Origin of the sequence: Rhodococcus chondri, assembly GCF_036327435.1 — a bacterium.
Taxonomy (GTDB): domain Bacteria; phylum Actinomycetota; class Actinomycetes; order Mycobacteriales; family Mycobacteriaceae; genus Rhodococcus; species Rhodococcus chondri.
Genome location: NZ_JAUZMZ010000033.1, coordinates 1 through 19,149 on the forward strand (window position 1 = coordinate 1; position 19,149 = coordinate 19,149).

General features: G+C 66.7%; 18 protein-coding genes and 1 pseudogene. 8 read left to right on the forward strand and 11 right to left on the reverse strand.

From position 1 onward, the window contains the following. Together cydC and Q8814_RS08285 are read left to right on the forward strand one after the other, a co-directional pair. A pseudogene (cydC, locus tag Q8814_RS08280) lies at positions 1–1,351 on the forward strand (thiol reductant ABC exporter subunit CydC); the annotation flags it as partial. Positions 1,352–1,659: 308 nt separating this feature from the next. Further along, positions 1,660–3,402, forward strand: a complete 1,743-nt coding sequence (locus Q8814_RS08285) for a BCCT family transporter (protein ID WP_408015862.1) — start codon at positions 1,660–1,662, stop codon at positions 3,400–3,402. Here the strand turns inward: Q8814_RS08285 and Q8814_RS08290 are convergent. The 7 genes from Q8814_RS08290 to Q8814_RS08315 form a co-directional block, all read right to left on the reverse strand. After that, on the reverse strand, positions 3,390–4,061 hold the full coding sequence (locus tag Q8814_RS08290) for an FABP family protein (RefSeq protein ID WP_330151541.1): 672 nt from the start codon (positions 4,059–4,061) through the stop codon (positions 3,390–3,392). The genes Q8814_RS08285 and Q8814_RS08290 overlap by 13 nt on opposite strands. A 222-nt stretch (positions 4,062–4,283) precedes the next feature. Beyond that, positions 4,284–4,589 (reverse strand): DUF1416 domain-containing protein, encoded by a 306-nt coding sequence (locus Q8814_RS08295; RefSeq protein ID WP_330151542.1) that lies wholly within the window; start codon positions 4,587–4,589, stop codon positions 4,284–4,286. 3 nt (positions 4,590–4,592) lie between these two features. Then, on the reverse strand, positions 4,593–5,426 hold the full coding sequence (locus tag Q8814_RS08300; protein WP_330151543.1) for a sulfurtransferase: 834 nt from the start codon (positions 5,424–5,426) through the stop codon (positions 4,593–4,595). Positions 5,427–5,499: 73 nt separating this feature from the next. Next, positions 5,500–5,958, reverse strand: a complete 459-nt coding sequence (locus tag Q8814_RS08305) for a DUF4395 domain-containing protein (RefSeq protein ID WP_330151544.1) — start codon at positions 5,956–5,958, stop codon at positions 5,500–5,502. 133 nt (positions 5,959–6,091) lie between these two features. After that, entirely contained in the window at positions 6,092–6,178 is an 87-nt protein-coding gene (locus tag Q8814_RS26520) for a putative leader peptide (protein WP_408015863.1), read from the reverse strand. 22 nt (positions 6,179–6,200) lie between these two features. Continuing rightward, a complete protein-coding gene (locus tag Q8814_RS08310) occupies positions 6,201–6,680 on the reverse strand; it encodes a thioredoxin family protein (RefSeq protein ID WP_330151545.1) in 480 nt (159 codons plus the stop codon). Beyond that, entirely contained in the window at positions 6,677–7,456 is a 780-nt protein-coding gene (locus Q8814_RS08315) for an LmeA family phospholipid-binding protein (protein ID WP_330151546.1), read from the reverse strand. Before Q8814_RS08315 ends, Q8814_RS08310 begins: the two co-directional genes overlap by 4 nt. Positions 7,457–7,589: 133 nt before the next feature. Here Q8814_RS08315 and Q8814_RS08320 point away from each other — a divergent pair, with 133 nt between their 5' ends. The 6 genes from Q8814_RS08320 to pstB all read left to right on the forward strand — a co-directional run bounded on the left by Q8814_RS08320 (position 7,590) and on the right by pstB (position 13,502). Further along, positions 7,590–8,324: a winged helix-turn-helix transcriptional regulator gene (locus Q8814_RS08320; protein WP_330151547.1), complete on the forward strand. Its 735-nt coding sequence runs from the start codon at positions 7,590–7,592 to the stop codon at positions 8,322–8,324. A gap of 53 nt (positions 8,325–8,377) precedes the next feature. Further along, positions 8,378–9,274 (forward strand): mycothiol synthase, encoded by an 897-nt coding sequence (gene mshD / locus Q8814_RS08325; RefSeq protein WP_330151548.1) that lies wholly within the window; start codon positions 8,378–8,380, stop codon positions 9,272–9,274. A gap of 236 nt (positions 9,275–9,510) precedes the next feature. Continuing rightward, entirely contained in the window at positions 9,511–10,629 is a 1,119-nt protein-coding gene (pstS, locus tag Q8814_RS08330) for a phosphate ABC transporter substrate-binding protein PstS (protein ID WP_330151549.1), read from the forward strand. 64 nt (positions 10,630–10,693) lie between these two features. Further along, on the forward strand, positions 10,694–11,755 hold the full coding sequence (gene pstC, locus Q8814_RS08335; protein WP_330151550.1) for a phosphate ABC transporter permease subunit PstC: 1,062 nt from the start codon (positions 10,694–10,696) through the stop codon (positions 11,753–11,755). Positions 11,756–11,758: 3 nt separating this feature from the next. Further along, entirely contained in the window at positions 11,759–12,664 is a 906-nt protein-coding gene (gene pstA, locus Q8814_RS08340) for a phosphate ABC transporter permease PstA (RefSeq protein ID WP_330151551.1), read from the forward strand. A gap of 61 nt (positions 12,665–12,725) precedes the next feature. Further along, on the forward strand, positions 12,726–13,502 hold the full coding sequence (gene pstB / locus Q8814_RS08345) for a phosphate ABC transporter ATP-binding protein PstB (protein ID WP_330151552.1): 777 nt from the start codon (positions 12,726–12,728) through the stop codon (positions 13,500–13,502). Between the two features lie 88 nt (positions 13,503–13,590). On the opposite strand, the gene phoU is transcribed toward pstB, so the two are convergent. The 4 genes from phoU to Q8814_RS08365 form a co-directional block, all read right to left on the reverse strand. Then, positions 13,591–14,298, reverse strand: coding sequence for a phosphate signaling complex protein PhoU (gene phoU / locus Q8814_RS08350; RefSeq protein WP_330151553.1), 708 nt, complete (start codon positions 14,296–14,298; stop codon positions 13,591–13,593). An 81-nt stretch (positions 14,299–14,379) separates the two neighbouring features. After that, positions 14,380–16,383, reverse strand: a complete 2,004-nt coding sequence (locus tag Q8814_RS08355; RefSeq protein WP_408015864.1) for an LCP family protein — start codon at positions 16,381–16,383, stop codon at positions 14,380–14,382. A 393-nt stretch (positions 16,384–16,776) separates the two neighbouring features. Continuing rightward, positions 16,777–17,919: a tRNA dihydrouridine synthase DusB gene (dusB, locus tag Q8814_RS08360; protein ID WP_330151555.1), complete on the reverse strand. Its 1,143-nt coding sequence runs from the start codon at positions 17,917–17,919 to the stop codon at positions 16,777–16,779. Positions 17,920–18,039: 120 nt separating this feature from the next. Further along, entirely contained in the window at positions 18,040–18,993 is a 954-nt protein-coding gene (locus Q8814_RS08365) for an acyl-ACP desaturase (RefSeq protein WP_330151556.1), read from the reverse strand. Positions 18,994–19,149: the final 156 nt, after the last annotated feature.

Here is a 19,149-nt window from a genome sequence, read left to right on the forward strand (position 1 = left end):
GCACGACCCCGGCTCTCCCAGCGACTCGCGGACGGCGATCCCGCCGCCTCGGCAGGATTGCGCCGGGGCGACCTTCTCGCCCGCACCGGCGCAGACGTCGACGCGCTCGGCGATGTGGTGGTGCGTGCCCTCGTTCCGATCGCGGTGGCCGTGGTCCTGTCCGCGGCCGCGGTACTCACACTCGCTTTCATCGCCCCGGCAGCCGGGGCGGTGCTCGCGGTCGGCTTGCTGGTCGCCGGCGTGCTGGCGCCGTCGCTGTCCGCTCGCGCCGCCTCACAGGCCGAGGTGGACGGGGACCTCGCCCGGTCCCGCTTCACGCACGACGCTGTCACGGTGCTCGACCATTCCGCCGAACTCCGTGTGGGGGGCCGGGTGACCGGACTCACCGGTCGTGCCCGCGCCGCGAACATCGAGTCGGTGCGGGCCACCGACGGATCGGCGGTTCCGGCCGCGTTCGCCGACGCCGCGGCGCCACTGGGTATCGGCGCCGCTGTGCTCGGAGCCCTGCTGATCGGCGTCACCGTGTTCGGCTCGGGTCCGTCGGCGATGAGCCCGACGACGCTCGGCATCCTCGTGCTGCTGCCGCTGTCGGCGTTCGAGGCCACCGCGGTGCTCCCGGCCGCGATGCGGGCATCGAGCCGATCGGCCCGTGCCGCAGGGCGATCTGCCCGCCGACGGTCCGGGACACCTGCGCGCCGAAGGACTCCACAGCGGCTGGCCCGGTGGCGCCGACACCGAGCCGGTCACCCTCGATCTGCGTCCCGGGGCCCGCGTTGCGCTCGTGGGCGTGAGCGGAAGCGGAAAGACGACAACGCTGATGACGCTTGCCGGTCTTCTCACCCCGGTCGCCGGGTCCGTCACCCTCGACGGAACGGACCTTGCCGATCTGGACCCTGTGGCCCTGCGCCGCCGGATCGGCTTCTTCGCCGAGGATGCTCACGTGTTCGAGACGTCCATCCTCGAGAATCTGCGGGTTGCCCGTGGCGACGTGGACGACGATGGCGCTCTTGCCGTGCTCACCGCGGTGGGGCTCGGCTCGTGGGTCCGGGGACTGCCCGACGGGGTGCACACCGCGCTCGAAGGGGGCGCTCGCGCACTGTCCGGTGGGCAGCGGCGCCGATTGCTCCTGGCCCGTGCCCTGCTCTCGCCCGCGCAGATTCTGCTGCTCGACGAACCCACCGAACACCTGGACGCCGACGACGCGGCCCGGCTGCAACGGCTGCTGCTCGACCGGCATTCGGGGCTGGTCGACACAGACCGGACCGTCGTTGTCGTGACGCACCAACTGCCCGGTGACACCGCCGCAGACCGGATCGTGCACGTCGCGAAAAATACGTTGCCGGTCTCCTGAACCGCGCGTACTTTCACAGTCACACGAGGAAGGAGGTGGTCTGGAAGTGATTGATATTCGGACGCGTGAGGTGGCTGCCCGCTAGCCGCTTGCCGATGATGAATCGCCGACCACCACGGCTGGCGAATTCCAGGTAGTCACCCGGTCCCCGAGCCCCCGATCTGTCCGGATCGGGACCGCCGAGCACGGAGATGTCCGATCTCGGTGATACGGCTCGGGGGCCGTTCACATGCCGGTGTGTGACAACGAGTACTTCGGGGTACTCCGGTTCGGTGCCGCTCCTGCAGAACGCCCACGACGCCCTCCGTTTGCGCACGTCGCCAGGGATTTTCTTCTCTTCTGCCGTGATCGCGCTCGTCTTCGTCGTCGTGACGATCCTCTTCACCGACACCGTCGACGCAGTCTTCAGCGACGGGTCGAACTGGATCATGACGAACCTGGGCTGGTTCTACATTCTCGGCGTCACCACCTTCCTGCTCTTCCTGGTCGGTATCGCATTCACCCACTACGGGCGTGTCCGGCTCGGCGGCGCCGACGAGCGGCCGGAGCATTCGAACATCGCCTGGTTCTCGATGCTGTTCGCGGCGGGCATCGGCACGATTCTCATGTTCTGGGGTGTGGCAGAACCGATATCGCATTTCGCGAACCCGCCGCTGCAGGACGTCGAGCCCCGCTCGGTGGATGCCGCCGAGGAAGCGATGGGCTTTGCCCTCTATCACTTCGGCCTCCACACCTGGACGATCTTCGCGTTGCCCGGGTTGTGCTTCGGATACTTCATCTACAAGCGGCACCTGCCGCCGCGTGTGAGCTCGATCTTCGCGCCGCTGCTGGGCGGGCGCATCTACGGGCCGATCGGTAAGACGATCGACGTCATCGCCATCATCGGCACGGTCTTCGGTGTCGCGACGTCGGTGGGCCTGGGAACACTGCAGATCAACGCGGGCCTGGCGCAGTTGTTCGACATCGAGGAGTCCGGCCTGATCCAGATCGGGCTCATCGCGATCGTGACGGTCATGGCGGGAACGTCGGTTGCGCTCGGTCTCGACAAGGGCATCAAGCGCCTGTCGAACCTCAACATCGGCATGGCCGTCGCTCTCATGGCCTTCGTGCTCGTCACCGGACCGAGTCTGTTCCTGCTCAAGGGCATGATCGAGTCGGCCGGCATCTACGCCGAAGCGCTGCCGGGGCTTGCGTTCTGGAACGACACCTTCGCCGACTCCGGCTGGCAGAACACGTGGACGGTGTTCTACTGGGCGTGGACCATCACGTGGTCACCGTTCGTCGGTATCTTCATCGCCCGCATCTCGCGTGGCCGGACCATCCGCGAGTTCGTCGGCGGGGTACTGGGTCTGCCGGTGCTGTTCTCGGTGATCTGGTTCAGCATCTTCGGCATGGCCGCCTTCGACATCGAACTCAACGGCGACGGGGGTCTCGTCGAACGCGTCGTCGACAACGGCGACATCCCCGGCGCGCTCTTCGAGTTCCTGAGCAACTTCCCGCTGGCGGGCACCGTCTCCGCGATCGCCATCGTGCTCGTCGTGATCTTCTTCGTGACGTCGGTCGACTCGACGTCGATGGTGCTCGACATGATGGCCTCGGGCCACGAGGAGAAGGCCCCGCTGCATCAGCGGTTGTTCTGGGCCGTTCTGATGGGCATCGTCGCCGCGACAATGCTCGTCGCCACAGGCAAGGACGGCCTCGACGCACTGCAACAGGTCATCACGGTGGTCGGGCTACCGTTCTTCGTGATGGGGTTCATCATGATGTACAGCCTGGTGCGGGGCATCAGGGAAGACCTGGGCGAGCGTCCCGAGCCGGTGACCCGCCAGTGGCCGAGGGTGCAGAGCCCCGAAGAGCTGGCCGCGGCCGAGGGACTGCCCGCGCCGGAGGTGGTGGTGGTTACGCGCGCGATCCGCGCCGGGAACGCGGACAAGGACCGGATCGGCGACATGAGGACGGGCTCGACGGAGGCACGCGAGCGGCACGCCGACACGGGCAACGCCTCCGGAGAAAACCCAGGAGAAAAACCCGGAGAAAATCAGCCGACGTAGCGGGCCAACCGCGCCGACATGTGCGGCTGCAGATCGCCGTCGGCGGTGATCCGCTCTTCGACATAAGCCAGGTCGCCGCCGTCGACAATGCCGTAAAGGCGCTTGGCTCCGCCGACGACCTCACCGGACTTCGTGCGGATCACCACGTCGGTGGCAAGCTCCCACGACGACTGGGTCAGCGCCGTGCCGTAATAGAGCTCGACCACTCCGGAGCTGTGCGTCAGCAGCAACTCGAGAGTTTCTGGATCGTCACTGTCCGGACCACCGGTACCGGAGATCCGCCAGAATCCGCTCTCGCGGCGGTCGGGCCCGGCGTACGCACCGGTGTCGTCGAGCCGCCACGAGCGCGCGTCCCACACGAGATAGTCGGCGCCGCAGTGCGACACGGTGATCTGCTGACCGAAGCGATAATCACCGATCGCGGGATCGTTGGCTTCACCCTCGCCCCGCCACACCCCGATCATCGGCAGGAACGCCAGCAGCGCGGGATCGAGATCGGGGCCGAGCCGCAGGTTCGCGGTGTCCTCGGAACCCGGCAGACCCGGAAGAACGGGAATGTTGCGTTCGGCGGTGACCTTGGCCCGTTCGGCGGCGCGTGCTATCGCTTCGTCGCCGCTGGAGCGGGCACCGCCGGCCGCGTCATCGGATTCGGCTGTCACGTCTCGTCGGCGACCAGACGGTAGATCGTGTACAGCGTGAACCAGATGATGAGCACGGCTGCCAGGACGAGCAAGACCTCGAAGAAAATGACCACGAGCACATTCTAGACCCAGGCCGTGCTACCGCACGACGAAGGGCCCCGCTCCCGACGATGCAGGGGCGGAGCCCTTCGGAGTTCCGATCCCGGACGGGCAGCGCAGTGCTGATCCGGTACCGCAGTGCTACTTCGAGACGGTCACGTCGACGTTGTGCACGCCGGGCCCGGCCGGGCTGACGGTCGAGGTGCCGTTTCCGGTGCTGGACAGGGCCCGGATCTTCCACTCGCCGGGGGCGGCGAAGAAACGGAAGTCACCGGTCGCCGAGGCGACGACCTCGGCGGTGAACTCGTCGGTGCCGTCGAGCAGTCGCACGAAGGCGCCGCCGACGGGCTGACCGTCGGAAGCCAGGACACGGCCGGTGATCACCGTCTCCTTCTCGGTGTCCACGCCGGCGGGCAGGGACTGGGTCTGAACAGGTGCTCCACACATGATTTATGCTCCCAATTCGATCGGTGCGCCGACGAGCGAGCCGTACTCGACCCAGCTGCCGTCGTAGTTCTTGACGTTCTGCTTGCCGAGGATCTCCTGCAGTACGAACCAGGTGTGGCTCGACCGCTCACCGATGCGGCAGTAGGCGATGGTTTCCCTGCTGTCGTCGAAGCCCTTCGACGCGTAGAGCGCGGTGAGTTCCTCGTCGGACTTGAAGGTGCCGTCCTCGTTGGCAGTGGTGCTCCACGGAATGTTGATCGCACCGGGGACGTGACCGCGCTGCTGCGCCTGCTCCTGCGGCAGGTGTGCAGGGGCGAGGATCTTGCCGGAGAACTCGTCGGGCGACCGCACGTCGACGAAGTTCTTGCTGCCGATGGCGTCGATGACCTCGTCGCGGAACGCGCGGATGGACGTGTCGGGGGTCTGCGCCTTGTAGTCGGTGGCGGGACGGTCGACTTCGTCCTTCGACAGCGGACGGCCGTCGAGTTCCCACTTCTTGCGTCCGCCGTCGACGAGCTTGACGTCCTGATGGCCGTAGAGCTTGAAATACCAGTACGCGTAGGCGGCGAACCAGTTGTTGTTGCCCCCGTACAGCACCACGGTGTCGTCGTTTGCGATGCCCTTGGCCGAGAGCAGGGCAGAGAACTGCTCCTGGTTCAGGAAATCGCGGCGGACCGGGTCCTGCAGGTCCTTGCGCCAGTCGAGCTTGACAGCGCCCTCGATGTGCCCACCGTCGTACGCGGAGGCGTCTTCGTCGACCTCGACGAAGACAGTTCGGGGGGCGCCGAGGTTCTGCTCGGCCCAGTCGGCGGAGACCAGGACGTCGGAGCGAGCCATGGATGTTCCTTTCGGTGGTGACGCCCGGATGCCGGGCGGTGGAAAACGATCCGGAAATCGATCCCGGGCGGGATCAGGCGGACGCGGGCCGTAGCCTCGCGACCAGCGGGTAGATGCGGCAGCCGAGGCAGAGACCGAACGCTGCATTGAGGAGTGCCGCGAACAGGGCGAACCCCGCGGCGACAGAACCGGCCACTGCGGCTCCCGACAGGAACCCGACCGTGCCCGCAGCGGCGAACAGGAAGCCTACGAGCTGAGCAAACCGAAGCGGCCCAACGGGTTCCGTCTCGGTCGGCGCGGACAGACGTGGCGCCACGAGCTTCGCGAACAGCTGCCCGTACGGGCTGCGGCGCGGCCCGAGCGCCGCACCGAGCGCGAACACGACGGTCTGCGCGGCGAGGAGGATGCCGGCCCACGGGCCGGTGAACGAGGTGAGGAGAAGGACCGCGACGAGAACAGCGGTCGTGACCCAGGCGGCGAAGCGCGGGCCACGAACGTCGACCTGTTCGATGGTTCCGGATGGCACGGGCATGGAAGTGCTCCTGCTGGAGTCGAAGCGCGCACAGGCGATTCGATGCTCGGATGAGATGGACGGACCGAGGGCCGATCACATCGGGATATCGAGCGACGAAGCGCGCAGAGCCGAGACGTCGCGATCGATGCGATCAGCAGCAGGTACAACAACAGCCACCGAGGCGGCACAGATCGACTGCGCGGCGTCGGGTGAGCATCAGCTCCTGGCGTGTCAGCACGCGAGGGAGTGTAGCGAAGTTCTCAGGAAAGCGAATCCTCAGGGCAGCGAAGGGGAGCGAGCGCGGCGGTCAGATCTGCGACCTTCGGCACCCCCGAAACCCGAAAACGCTCCACACCGGCGGCATCGAACACGAAGGTCGTCGGCAGCGACAGGACTCCGAGTTTCTTCGCCAGCGCGGGGTTGTCGTCGATGTCGACTTCCACGTCGCGCGGCACGGGCCGATCGTCGCCGACGGTCGAGAAGTGGTCGACGACCTGCTCGGCGACGCGCCGCACGGCACTGCACGGGCCGCACCACTGCGCGGACAAGTGCAGCACCATCGGGGCATCCCCAGCACCCACTCCGAAGGCGGACAACAGCGGATCGATCGGCAGCGGATCGCCACCGGGCCTCGACGCGCCGGGCGTGACCGCTCGCACTGCGCCCGAGCGGGAACGCAGGACGGCGCCCACGATCAGCGCAGCGACGAGCGCGACCAGCAGGACAATGATTCCGGTCACAGCGCCTGCACCGCTTCCAGGTCGACCGTGGTGTCTCGGGCCTCGCCTTCGACGACGATCTGGGAGCCGCGTGCCTCCACGAATGTGGGGTACACGCCGAACGGCAGATCCTGCGGTTCGATGGTGGTCGTGAAGAGTCCGAGGACCATCGGCTTCAACGGTTCGGGCACCGTGTAGTCGGCCCGCCCCTCGGGACCGAAGTACAGGTCGGACGCGGCGATGTGCACGCGGTCGCCGTCGAGCACCAGATCCGCCTGCACGCTCACCCGTGCCGAAACCGGTCCGACAGGCACCGTGCCGGTGAGCACCACCCCGCCCGCAGTGGTCCGCCCCGACCCTCCGGAACCGCCGGTACCGTCGGATTTGTTCGCCGGTGGAGCAGATATCTGCAGGTCAGGAATGTTGTAGAGCTGTCCGAGTTCGGTGGCGTCGATCATGACGCGCCCGAACAGCAGGTCTACCGGAACCGACCGGATCGACCCGTCGAGCAACTCCGACGCCGACGCGTGGGCGCCGATGAGGTTCGCCTCGACGGTGATATCGCCCAGCATGTCGCTGCGCACACCCTCGGCCCGGATCTCCACGTTCTCGTAGTGACCGTTGCGGGCCTGGAGCAGGAACGGAAATCCGTGGATGGTCACGGCCGGGTCCGACTCGAGCACACCGCCCTCGCGGAGCGCGCGGGAGACGCGGTACTCGGACCATGCCGCCGCACCGAAATCGACGAGGACGGCGAGGCCGATGAGGACGACGAGACCGTAAACGAGTTTGCGCACGCCCACCATTGTGACCGAACGCGCGGTACGACCCGTTTCGGTGCTTACACAGCGGTAACAAAAGGGGCGCTAATCTGTAGCACGTCGTTCACGAATCCGATCCGCGCTGGTGGCGCGAAGAAATGGAGGCCCGGTGGAGCTGCTCCTGCTGACCTCCGATCCGATCCCCAACGCCGTCCTGCCTTCCCTGTCGTTGCTCGCGCATTCGGTGCGTCCCGTCCCGACCGAGGTGTCGTCACTGCTCGAGGCCGGTTCGGCGGACATCGCGATCGTCGATGCCCGCTCGGATCTGGCGGCGGCACGCGGGCTGTGCCGGTTGCTCGGAAGCACGGGATCTGCGATTCCCGTCGTTGCGGTGCTCACCGAGGGTGGACTCGTCGCCGTAAACCCGGAGTGGGGTCTCGACGACATCCTGCTCACGACGACCGGTCCGGCCGAGTTGGACGCGCGGCTGCGGCTTCTCGTGGGCCGCTCGGGTGGGACTGTCGGAACGGAGAACTCGGGCAAGATTACGCTCGGTGAGCTGTCCATCGACGAGGGCACCTACACCGCGCGGCTGCGAGGCCGGCCACTCGACCTGACCTACAAGGAATTCGAGCTGCTCAAGTACCTCGCCCAGCATGCGGGCCGGGTGTTCACCCGCGCCCAGCTGCTGCAGGAGGTGTGGGGCTACGACTTCTTCGGCGGCACACGCACCGTCGATGTGCACGTGCGCCGCCTGCGCGCAAAGCTCGGTCCCGAGCACGAGTCCCTCATCGGCACCGTGCGCAACGTCGGCTACAAAGCGGTGCGTCCGTCCACCCGCAACGGGAAGGGCGCGGCCCCCGTGGAGTTCGACGACGACAACGAGATCGAGTACGCCGAATAGGCACGACCGCTCAGGGATCGTAGGGCCACGGCGGACCCACTAGGCTTCGAAAGATGGAGTTCGTCGATCGGCCTACCGGAGACCACGTCGCTGCGGTGCGCGACATCCTCGCGCGCGCGACAGCCGAGGACGGCACGGCGCCCGTGTCCGAACAGGCAGCCGGTTCCCTCACCCGCGACACCGGCGCACGGCATCTCGTTGCCGCCGTCGACGGAGTAGTCGCCGGGTACGCGAATCTGATGCCCGCGCACGGTGAGCATCCGGCGATGGCCGAGGTCGTCGTCGATCCTCCCGCCCGTGGGCGCGGCCTCGGCGGGCAGCTCGTCGACGCCGCCCTGACCGCGGGAGGAGCGGGCGCGCGCGTCTGGGCGCACGGAAATCTTCCCGCGGCACGTGCGGTGGCGCGGCGGCTGGACCTAACGGGGGTGCGTGAGTTGCTGCAACTGCGCCGACCGCTCGATCGGCCCGAACTTCCCGAGACGGCCGTGCCCGAATCGGTGGTCCTGCGCACGTATCGAGGTCCGGCCGACGACGCAGAATTGGTGCGGGTCAACGCCGCCGCGTTCGAGTGGCATCCCGAACAGGGCCGGATGACCGCACGTGACGTCGCCGAGCGACGCGCAGAGCCGTGGTTCGACCCGTCGGGTCTGTTTCTCGCCTTCGACGAGACGGACCCGGGCCGACTGCTCGGTTTCCACTGGACCAAGGTGCATCCGCCGAGCGACAGCGAACCGGCGCTCGGGGAGGTCTATGTGGTCGGGATCGATCCTGCCGCCCAGGGCCGCGGCCTGGGACGTCTTCTCACTCTGGCCGGTCTGCACTACCTGCGCGACCGAGGTCTGGAGACCGTCCTGCTGTACGTCGAGGGCGACAACACCGCTGCCCTGAACACCTACGGCAAGTTGGGTTTCGACCGCTTCCACGTGGATGTCGCATACGCGCGAAAGTGAACAAATACCGGTTCACACGCCGAATTCGGATGAAGTTCGAGTGATCGTCGCAACACGAACGCCGGCTGTATCCGGCGTGTTCATCTTTCGTTCACCTCCGGGGAAGTCTTCGGCCACCGGCTACGCCTAACTTCTGCATACGGGTCGAATGCTGTCGGCCCGGCGCAGGGGTCACCCGCGTCTCGACACCGTCACTTTCGAGTGTGGCGGTCGCGATATTTTCCGGAGGAGAACAGGTGAACCTGAAGCGCAACAGCGCCCTGCTCGGTGCGGTGGCCGTCGGTGCCCTCACCCTGGCGGCGTGCGGCAGCGACAACAATGCCGGATCCGTCGACGTCGATGCATCTGCGTCGGCAGCGACATGCGAAGGCAAGGAGAACCTGTCCGCCGCCGGTTCGTCCGCGCAGAAGAACGCGATGGACAACTTCGTGTCCACCTACATCGCCGTGTGCTCGGAGAAGGGCAAGACGGTCAACGTCGCCTACAACCCGTCCGGTTCCGGTGACGGCCGCACCCAGTTCATCGCGAGCCAGATCGACTTCGCGGGCTCCGACTCCGCGATCAAGGCCGAGCAGGCCGGACAGGCTGCCGAGCGCTGCGCCGGAAACCCGGCCTGGAACCTGCCGCTCGTGTTCGGTCCCGTCGCCCTCGCCTACAACCTCGAAGGTGTCGACGACCTGGTCCTCGATGCGGAAACCGCTGCCAAGATCTTCAACGGCACCGTCAACAAGTGGAACGACCCGGCCATCGCCGCGCTGAACGAGGGCGTCGAGCTTCCGGACAGCAACATCACGCCGATCGTGCGTTCCGACTCGTCGGGCACCACCGACAACTTCCAGCAGTACCTCGAGACGGCTTCCAAGGGTGCCTGGACCACGGGCGCAGGCTCCGACTTCACCGGCGGTGTCGGTGAGGGCGCGAAGGGCTCCGCCGGTGTCGCGCAGGCCGTGAACGGCTCGCCCGGCGCGATCACCTACGTCGAGAAGTCCTTCGCGGACCAGAACGGTCTCAGCATCGCCCGGATCGACAACGGTTCCGGCCCGGTCGAGCTGAACGACGAGACGGCGGGCAAGGCCATCGACGGTGCCGCGTTTGCCAGCACCGGCGGCGGCGACCTCACGCTCGACCTCAGCTCGATCTTCGGCTCCACCGAAGAAGGTTCGTACCCGCTGGTGCTCGCCACGTACGAGATCGTGTGCTCGGCCGGCTACGACGCCGACACATCCGCAGCGGTCAAGTCGTTCCTCACCAGCGCCGCCAACGAAGGCCAGAACGGCCTCGCCGAGCAGGGCTACGTGCCGCTGCCGGATTCGTTCAAGCAGAAGCTGACCGAGTCGATCGAAGCCATCGCCTGATTCGACCGTTACGCAGACCGCCCCGTTCCTGAACCCCTACACCTGGAAAGATTGCGAGCGCACAATGAGTGACGCGCCGAGCACATCGGCTCCTCGCGCCCACGGGTCCGACGGCCCAGCAGGGTCGGGCCGGGCCGGTCCACACAGCAGCATCCCGGAGGCCAACATTTCCGCTCCATCCCCCAAGACCGAGTCGAAGAAGACGGTCGTCAGACCGGGCGACCGGATCTTCAGTTCACTGGCCTCCGGGTCCGCGGTCTTCATCTCGGTGATCATCGGCGCCATCGCCGTGTTCCTGGTGTGGCGGGCCGTGCCGGCGCTCGAGCGGAACACCGTCAACTTTCTCACCAGTCGTGACTGGATCACCCAGGACATCGAGGCGATGGCCTTCGGTGTGCTCGATCTGTTCCAGGTCACCGTGCTGGTGTCGATCTTCGCGCTCGTCCTGGCGATGCCCGTGGCGCTCGGCATCGCCATCTTCCTGACGTCGTACTGCCCCGACCGGATCAAGAAACCGCTCGCGTACGTCATCGATCTCCTCGCAGCCGTGCCGTCGATCGTGTACGGCCTGTGGGGCATGCTCGTCCTGGCGCCCTTCCTGCGCCCCTTCGCGCAGTGGCTCAACACCACACTCGGCTGGTTCCCGCTGTTCGCGACCGGCAGCGGCTCCATCATCGGTGGCGGCACCATCTTCACCGCCGGCATCGTTCTGGCCGTGATGATCCTGCCGACCATCGCCGCGGTGAGCCGTGAGGTCTTCGTGCAGACCCCGGTCGCGCACATCGAGGCGGCTCTCGCTCTCGGCGCGACCCGCTGGGAGGTCGTCAGGACAACCGTCCTGCCGTTCGGCAAGTCGGGATACATCAGTGGTTCGATGCTCGGCCTCGGCCGCGCACTCGGCGAGACCATGGCGCTGTACCTGATCCTGCGGACGACCTCGGAAGCGTTCTCGTGGTCGCTGTTCGACGGCGGCGCCACCATCGCCTCGAAGATCGCCCTCGGATACGCCGAGTTCAACAACAACATCCAGGCCGGTGCCTACATCGCCGCGGGTCTGGTGCTCTTCGTGCTGACCTTCGTGGTCAACGCCGCGGCCCGCATGGTGGTCGCAGGAAAGAAGGACTGACCCATGTCGACGACCACCCTCGAATCGCCCGTCAAGGCGCCCACATTCCAGCGCGTCAGCGGCGGCCGCCGAGTCAAGGACCTCGCGGCGACCGTGCTCGTGACCTTGTCGGTGCTGGTCGCGCTCGTGCCGCTCGCGTGGGTGCTGATCACCGTTGTCGCGAAGGGCTTCCCCGCGCTGGTGTCGCCGACGTGGTTCACCAATTCGCTCAGCGGGCTCACCGCCTCGTCGATGGGCGGCGGCATCTACCACGCTCTCCTCGGGACGTTGCTCCAAGGCCTGGTGTGTGCGGTCATCTCGATCCCGCTCGGCGTGTTCGTCGCGATCTACCTCGTCGAATATGCGGGAAAGTCGAAACTCGGCAAGATCACCACCTTCATGGTGGACATCCTCAGTGGTGTGCCGTCGATCGTCGCGGCGCTGTTCATCTACGCCCTGTGGGTCGCGACGTTCGGATTCCCCAAATCGGCGTTCGCGGTGTCGCTCTCTCTCGTGCTGCTGATGGTGCCGGTCGTGGTGCGCAGCACCGAGGANATGCTCCGCATCGTGCCCCAGGACCTGCGTGAAGCCTCGTACGCGTTGGGTGTGCCCAAGTGGAAGACCATCGCACGCATCGTCCTGCCCACGTCGATGGCCGGCATCATCACCGGCATCATGCTTGCCCTCGCTCGCGTCATGGGTGAGACCGCGCCGCTGCTGATCCTGGTCGGCTACGCACCGTTCATCAACACCAACATGTTCGGCGGCGAGATGGGCAGCCTGCCGGGTGTCATGGTCGCGGAGATGAACAACCCCACCGATGCCGGTGCACTGCGCATCTGGGGTGCCGCCCTGACACTGATCCTGCTCATCGCGATTCTCAACATCGCCGCCAAGGTCATCGGCCGCTTCTCGCAGGTCGGCAAGTAGTAGACCTCGACCCAACCATGAACTTCACTTTCGACCTCGATACACCATTAGGGAGCCGGTAATGGCCAAGCGTCTGGATCTCAAGGACGTCAACATCTTCTACGGCAAGTTCCACGCCGTATCCGACGTGACCCTGTCCGTCCCCCCGCGCAGTGTCACCGCGTTCATCGGCCCGTCCGGTTGCGGTAAGTCGACCGTGCTGCGGTCGCTCAATCGCATGCACGAGGTGACCCCCGGTGCGCGTGTCGAAGGCTCGGTGTTGCTCGACGGCGAGGACATCTACGACGCGAACATCGATCCAGTCGGTGTCCGCAAGACCATCGGCATGGTGTTCCAGCGCCCGAACCCGTTCCCCACCATGTCGATCCGTGACAACGTCGTGGCCGGTCTGAAGTTGCAGGGCGGCCGCAACAAGGCCGAACTCGACGAGATCGCCGAGAAGTCGCTGCGGGGCGCCAACCTGTGGACCGAGGTCAAGGACCGGCTCGACAAGCCGGGTGGCGGCCTGTCCGGTGGCCAGCAGCAGCGTCTGTGCATCGCCCGAGCGATCGCGGTCTCGCCCGACGTTCTGCTCATGGACGAGCCGTGCTCCGCGCTCGACCCGATCTCCACCCTCGCCATCGAAGACCTGATCGCCGAGCTCAAGCGGGACTTCACCATCGTCATCGTCACGCACAACATGCAGCAGGCAGCGCGCGTGAGCGATCAGACGGCGTTCTTCAACCTGGAAGCGACCGGGAAGCCGGGTCGTCTCGTCGAAATCGACGACACCGAGAAAATCTTCTCGAACCCGGCGCAGAAGGCTACCGAGGACTACATCTCGGGCCGCTTCGGATAAGTCTGCGGCACGCTCCACAGACTCCCCATACGCGAAGGCCCCGGCCGGAATTTCTTCCGGCCGGGGCCTGGCGCGTTCTTGCCGACGATCAGGATTCGTCGGGGTACACCGTGAGCTTGTCGACACGCTCACGGATGGTGCGGAAGTCCTCATCGGTGGGCAACTTGCCGGTGACCAGGAAGATCACCCGACGGCCGACCTCGACGGCGTGGTCGGCGAACCGCTCGTAGTAGCGACCGAGCAGGGTGACGTCGACGGCAGCTGCGACCCCGTGAGCCCACTCGCGGTCCATGAGCACGGTGAACAGGTGACGATGGAGATCGTCCATCGCCTCGTCCTCCTCGTGCAACCGCGCAGCACGCTCGGGATCGCGGGTTTCCAGAATCTCCCGGGTGGCAGCGCCGAGCAGCACCGCAATGCGCCCCATCTCGGCGAAGTAGCCCTTGACCTCGTCGGGGAGAACGTGCTTCGGATGCCGACGCCGCGTCGCCTTCGCGATGTGCAGGGCCAGCGCTCCCATCCGATCGATGTCCGCGACGATCTGGATACCGCTGACCACGGCCCGCAGATCGCCCGCGACGGGTCCCTGCAGTGCCAGCAGAGCGAATGCCCTCTCCTCGCAGACCGCCCCGAGATCGGTGATCTTGTCGTGGTCCTCGATCACCTGTTCGGCAACAGCGAGATCTGCTTGGAGCAGGGCTTGGGTGGCCCGCTCCATCGCGAGCCCCGCGAGACCTGCCATTTCGCCCAGCAGATCTCCGAGTTCTACCATCTGTTCGTTATAAGCGACGCGCATAATTCCACAGACTACGGTGCGTAGAGGTCGAGTTCACGAGCACCGGATGAACCGGAGGTGAACGGGAGTCTGCGAGGCCGCTCAGCTGCAGAGGTCGTCGCCGGCGTTGGTGATGGACAGGTCGGTCGGAAGCGTGACGGAGTCCGCTGTCGCGGAGACCACCTCGACCGGTTCGAGCACGGTTCCGGCCGGGGTCGGATACGCCACGGTCTCGTCGAAATTGGAGCCGAGAACGATCTCGATGATGCTGCCCAGGTCGGCACCGGCCGTTTCCTGGAGTACCGCGCCCGGAAACGCCGAGGCCACGGTCGCGGCTTCGGCTTCCTGCCCCGGCGCGAAGCGGATCACCGTCTGGGTACTGTTACCCGAGTAGTTTCCGACGGCGTACACCGCGAAGCCGTACGCGCCGACGGATTCGGCGACCCGCGCTGCCAGACCGGAGACCCCGGACGCATTCGAGACCTGCACTGCCACGGTCGACGGTTCCACGGCAACCAGTGAGGGCAGAGTGTCCACCGGAGCGGCCGCCGGTGTTTTCGCCGGCTCCGACGAGTCGGGCACTTGCCGTTTCTCGCCGGGCAACGGCAGGTCGTCGATGATGGCGGTGAAGATCGCTTCGATGTCGTCGAGCCGGGGGATCTCGTTGCCCCAGTCGTTGGTACCCGCAGTGGGAACGGTGAGGAACGTGACGGCGCCTGCGTCGACATTCTGCAGCGAGCGCCCCAGTTTGACGAGCGACTCGGTGTTGACGTTCTCCACGAACGTTGCCCGGGTGAAGGCATTGATGAAACCGTTGAGTTTGCCGGGATCGAACAGCACCCGGTTCGAGAGCGCGGAACGGAGCAGCGACGACAAGAATTTCTGCTGACGGGTGATCCGGCCGTAGTCGCCGTTGCCCTCGCTCTCGACCTTGCGGGCCCGCACGTAGTCCAGAGCGCGACGGCCGTCGAGCACGTGGGTGCCGGGAGTGTCGATCAGGGCGCCGAGTTCACCGTCGATCAGCGGGGTAGGCGTACACACCTCGACGCCGCCGATCTCTTCGACCATCGATTCGAAGCCCGCGAAGTCGACGCCGACGAAGTGGCCGATCTTCATCCCGGACATTTTCTGGATCACTTTGACCAGGCATTTCGGCCCGCCCAAGGCGTAGGTGGCGTTGAGTTTGTCGCCGTCGGCGGCAGGGAAGAGCTCGGAGCTGTAGTCGCCGGTCGTACTGTCCCACCCGCGGCACACCGGGCGTTCCACATCCAGGTCGCGCGGGAAGGACACGGCAACGACCCGACTGCGGTCGGCGGGAATATTGACGAGGATGACTGTGTCGGCGCGGGCGCCTTCGGCGTCCGCGACGGTCCCGGCACCGATCGCGCCGCTGGCTCCGGCGCGGGTGTCGGTGCCGATGATCAGGTACGTTTCGTCGCCGGTCTGCCCCACGGGGTCGACGATGTCGGTCGATTCGGTGTCGAGTGCCGCGATCTGGGCGAAGCCCGCCTCGGTGGATCGCACATAACCCCAGATGGCCCCGGTGCCGAGCAGGGCGAGGACCGATACGACGGCGACGAACGTGCGTCCGGCAATCTTCATCTTGCGCCGGCGCCGACGCTTGCTGAGCGCGAGACGGCTCAGCCCGTCGGTGCCGACCGCCTTGGGGCCGACCTCGTGGCCTTCTGGGCTACGCGGGTCGGGACCCGGTTCGGACGGCGGCACCGAGGACGCGGGAGCCGAGAATGCGGAAGCCGAGGACGCGGCTGCGGGGGAGCCGACGGCAGGGGACTCGACGGCGGGAGGCTTTGCGGCGGGTGGCCCGACAGCGGGGAGCTGCTCGGTCGGGTCGTCGACGCCCGGGTGGGGGGCCGCCGCCTTGCGGCCGCGATTCTGCGGCCCCGCCGTCCGCGGCTGCTGCGGCGGTGGCTGCGGAGCGGGGCTGCGAGGATGCGCCGGCGGAAGTGACGCGGTCGCGGTGCGTGGAGGCGGCACAGGTTGGGGCGCGGGTGGTTGAGGCGCGGGTGGTTGAGGCGCGGGCGGTTCGGGCGTGGGTGCTTCGGGCGGGGGAGGAGGCAACAGCGCCTTACGTCCCACCTTGTTCATCAACTCGGCGACGGTGAGCTGCTCGGGGTTGCTCCCGGAGTCGGCGGAACGGCGGCTGCGACCGCTGTCGGCACGCCGGCTACCGGCGCTGTCGGGCTCGCGATGCGAGACAGGACCGGAATCGCGCTCGGTGTCGCGATACTGGCGACCGGAACGGGATCGACGGTAGTTGCTGTCTGCGATAGGACGTTCCCAGGGAGCGCGACTGTCGGGCGGGCCCGAATCGTGCTCCTCGTCCACCGGACCTTGCCTCTCCGCGGATATTCCGCTGCTGTCGTCTGCCGCACCCGTGCGACCACGCCATGATACTGAGTGCCGGTTCAGAAGTGATGCGGCGTCCACGGGCGCGCCGTCGCGGCGCGATGCCGGCGCGGGAGAAACTCCGACCGCTGGTCAGCCGCCCGAATGCATCATGTCGGCGCCAACCGGCACCAGAGTGTCCTCGGGGTCGTCGAGCCAGCCGTCGGGCAGAGCGACGGAGCTGGGGGAGCCTTGCCGGCCCCGGGGACCCTCGGCGTCCTCGGGGAACGGGACGTCCGGGTCGAGCTTGCCGACCAGAGTGTCGAGTTCGGCGAGCGACGAGACCCGCGCGAGGCCGTTGCGAATGTCCGATCCGGCAGGGAATCCGCGCAGGTACCAGGCGATGTGCTTGCGGACCTCACGCATACCCCGGTCTTCACCGTGATGGTCGGCCAGCAGCGTCGCATGGCGCCGCATGATCCGGGTGACCTCGCCGAGCGTCGGCGGGGTCGGAATCTCCCGTCCGTTCAGTGCGGCGCTGAGTTCGGCGAACAGCCACGGCCTGCCCAGGCAGCCGCGGCCGACGACGACGCCGTCGCACCCGGTCTGCACCATCAGCCGCTCCGCATCGTCGGCAGCGAAGATGTCGCCGTTGCCGAGTACCGGGACGTCGGTCACATGTTCTTTCAACCGGGCGATCTCGGACCAGTCGGCGCTGCCCGAGTAGCGCTGCGCGGCAGTGCGCGCGTGCAACGCGACGGCGGCAGCGCCCTCGGCCGCTGCGATGCGCCCGGCATCGAGATGGGTGTGGTGCTCGTCGTCGATACCGACCCGGAACTTGACGGTCACGGGAATGCCGGTGCCCTCGGTGGCACGGACAGCCGCGGCGACGATCTGGCCGAAGAGCCGACGCTTGTAGGGCAGCGCCGACCCGCCGCCCTTACGGGTGACCTTGGGCACGGGACATCCGAAGTTCAGGTCGATGTGGTCGGCCATGTCTTCGTCGACGATCATCTTCGCCGCCGCGTACGTGGTGTCGGGGTCGACGGTATAGAGCTGCAGCGACCGGGGCGTCTCGGTCGGGCCGAACGTCGTCATGTGAAGCGTCACAGGATGGCGCTCGACGAGCGCGCGGGCGGTCACCATCTCGCACACGTAGAGCCCGGAGGTGCTACCGGCGCGCTCGAGTTCGAGTTCTCGGCACAGCGTACGGAATGCGACGTTGGTCACTCCGGCCATCGGCGCCAGCACCACCGGGCTGGCCAGTTCGAGCGAGCCGATGCGAAGGGAAGACATTTGAACCTCGGAAGTAATGCGGGAGAAGGTGATTCGAGAAGATCTCGGGGTGTCGCACAAAAGAGCTGTGCCCGGTACCGAAGTTGGTACCGGGCACAGGATAACCGGTGCGGGCCGACGTCAGGAAACAGCGCCGGCGCGCTCGAGCTTGGCGGCCTCTCGCGCGAGCGACCTGTCGCGCATCTCCTCGAACTTGACTGCCTGACGTTCCAGTTCTTCGAGGAACGTGCCGAGCCTGTCGAGGGTCTGAGCGCCCGCGCTGCCGAAATCGCGCTCGAAGATTCGCCACTTGCGCAGGACCGGCATCACGACGTCGTCGAGGTGCTGACGCAGATCGTAGATGCCGTGCTTGGCCATGAGCACGCCGTTACGACGGAAGTTCGGCATTCCCGCGCCCGGCATCTGGAAGTTCTCGAGCACCTCGGTGATCGCGTCCAACGTCTGGACCGGGGCGACGTCGAGTGCCGCCTCGCAGATGTTGCGGTAGAAGATCATGTGCAGGTTCTCGTCCGCCGCGATGCGTTGCAGCATCTTGTCGGCGATCGAGTCGTTGCAGGCCAAGCCCGTGTTGCGGTGCGAGACGCGGGTCGCGAGTTCCTGGAACGTCACGTAGGCCACCGAGTGCAGCATGCCCGTCTCGTTGGGCGATCCGAACCCGTTGGTCATGTGCTCGATGCGAGCGTTCTCCAGCTCGACGGGGTCGACGCCGCGCGTGACGACGAGGTAGTCGCGCATGACGATGCCGTGGCGATTCTCCTCGGCGGTCCACCGGCCCACCCACGTTCCCCACGCGCCGTCGCGGGTGAAGGCCTCCGCGATCTCACGATGGTAGGAGGGCAGGTTGTCCTCGGTGAGGAGGTTCGTGATCATCGCGGCCTTGGCGACCTCGTCGAGCTTCGACTGCTCGGGTTCCCAGTCGACGCCACCCATCGCAGCGAAGTTGCGGCCTTCGTCCCACGGCACGTAATCGTGAGGATGCCAGGTCTTCGCCATCGAGAGGTGCCGGTTGACGTTTGCCTCCGCCACGGGCTCCAGCTCGCGCAGCAGCTCCAGTTGAGTCAGGACTCGCGTCATTCCTTCGTACCCTCCGCATGGTGTCGTGTGCGTCGTTCGTGTGCACGGTCGTTACAACTGCATGTTCGTTACAACCGCACGGTCGTTGAGATTGCACGGTCGCTGCAACTGCACGACCAGTATTCGAGGAGATCCGACAGTCTTCCAGTGCCGAAG

What these genes read in the sequence shown, in the direction of transcription:
- Q8814_RS08295 (WP_330151542.1), bottom strand. Translation starts at nt 4,589, where the DNA reads ATGTGTGGAGCACCTGTTCAGACCCAGTCCCTGCCCGCCGGCGTGGAC.
- Q8814_RS08300 (WP_330151543.1), bottom strand. Translation starts at nt 5,426, where the DNA reads ATGGCTCGCTCCGACGTCCTGGTCTCCGCCGACTGGGCCGAGCAGAAC.
- Q8814_RS08305 (WP_330151544.1), bottom strand. Translation starts at nt 5,958, where the DNA reads ATGCCCGTGCCATCCGGAACCATCGAACAGGTCGACGTTCGTGGCCCG.
- mshD (WP_330151548.1), top strand. Translation starts at nt 8,378, where the DNA reads ATGGAGTTCGTCGATCGGCCTACCGGAGACCACGTCGCTGCGGTGCGC.
- pstC (WP_330151550.1), top strand. Translation starts at nt 10,694, where the DNA reads ATGAGTGACGCGCCGAGCACATCGGCTCCTCGCGCCCACGGGTCCGAC.
- pstB (WP_330151552.1), top strand. Translation starts at nt 12,726, where the DNA reads ATGGCCAAGCGTCTGGATCTCAAGGACGTCAACATCTTCTACGGCAAG.
- phoU (WP_330151553.1), bottom strand. Translation starts at nt 14,298, where the DNA reads ATGCGCGTCGCTTATAACGAACAGATGGTAGAACTCGGAGATCTGCTG.
- Q8814_RS08355 (WP_408015864.1), bottom strand. Translation starts at nt 16,383, where the DNA reads ATGAACAAGGTGGGACGTAAGGCGCTGTTGCCTCCTCCCCCGCCCGAA.
- dusB (WP_330151555.1), bottom strand. Translation starts at nt 17,919, where the DNA reads ATGTCTTCCCTTCGCATCGGCTCGCTCGAACTGGCCAGCCCGGTGGTG.
- Q8814_RS08365 (WP_330151556.1), bottom strand. Translation starts at nt 18,993, where the DNA reads ATGACGCGAGTCCTGACTCAACTGGAGCTGCTGCGCGAGCTGGAGCCC.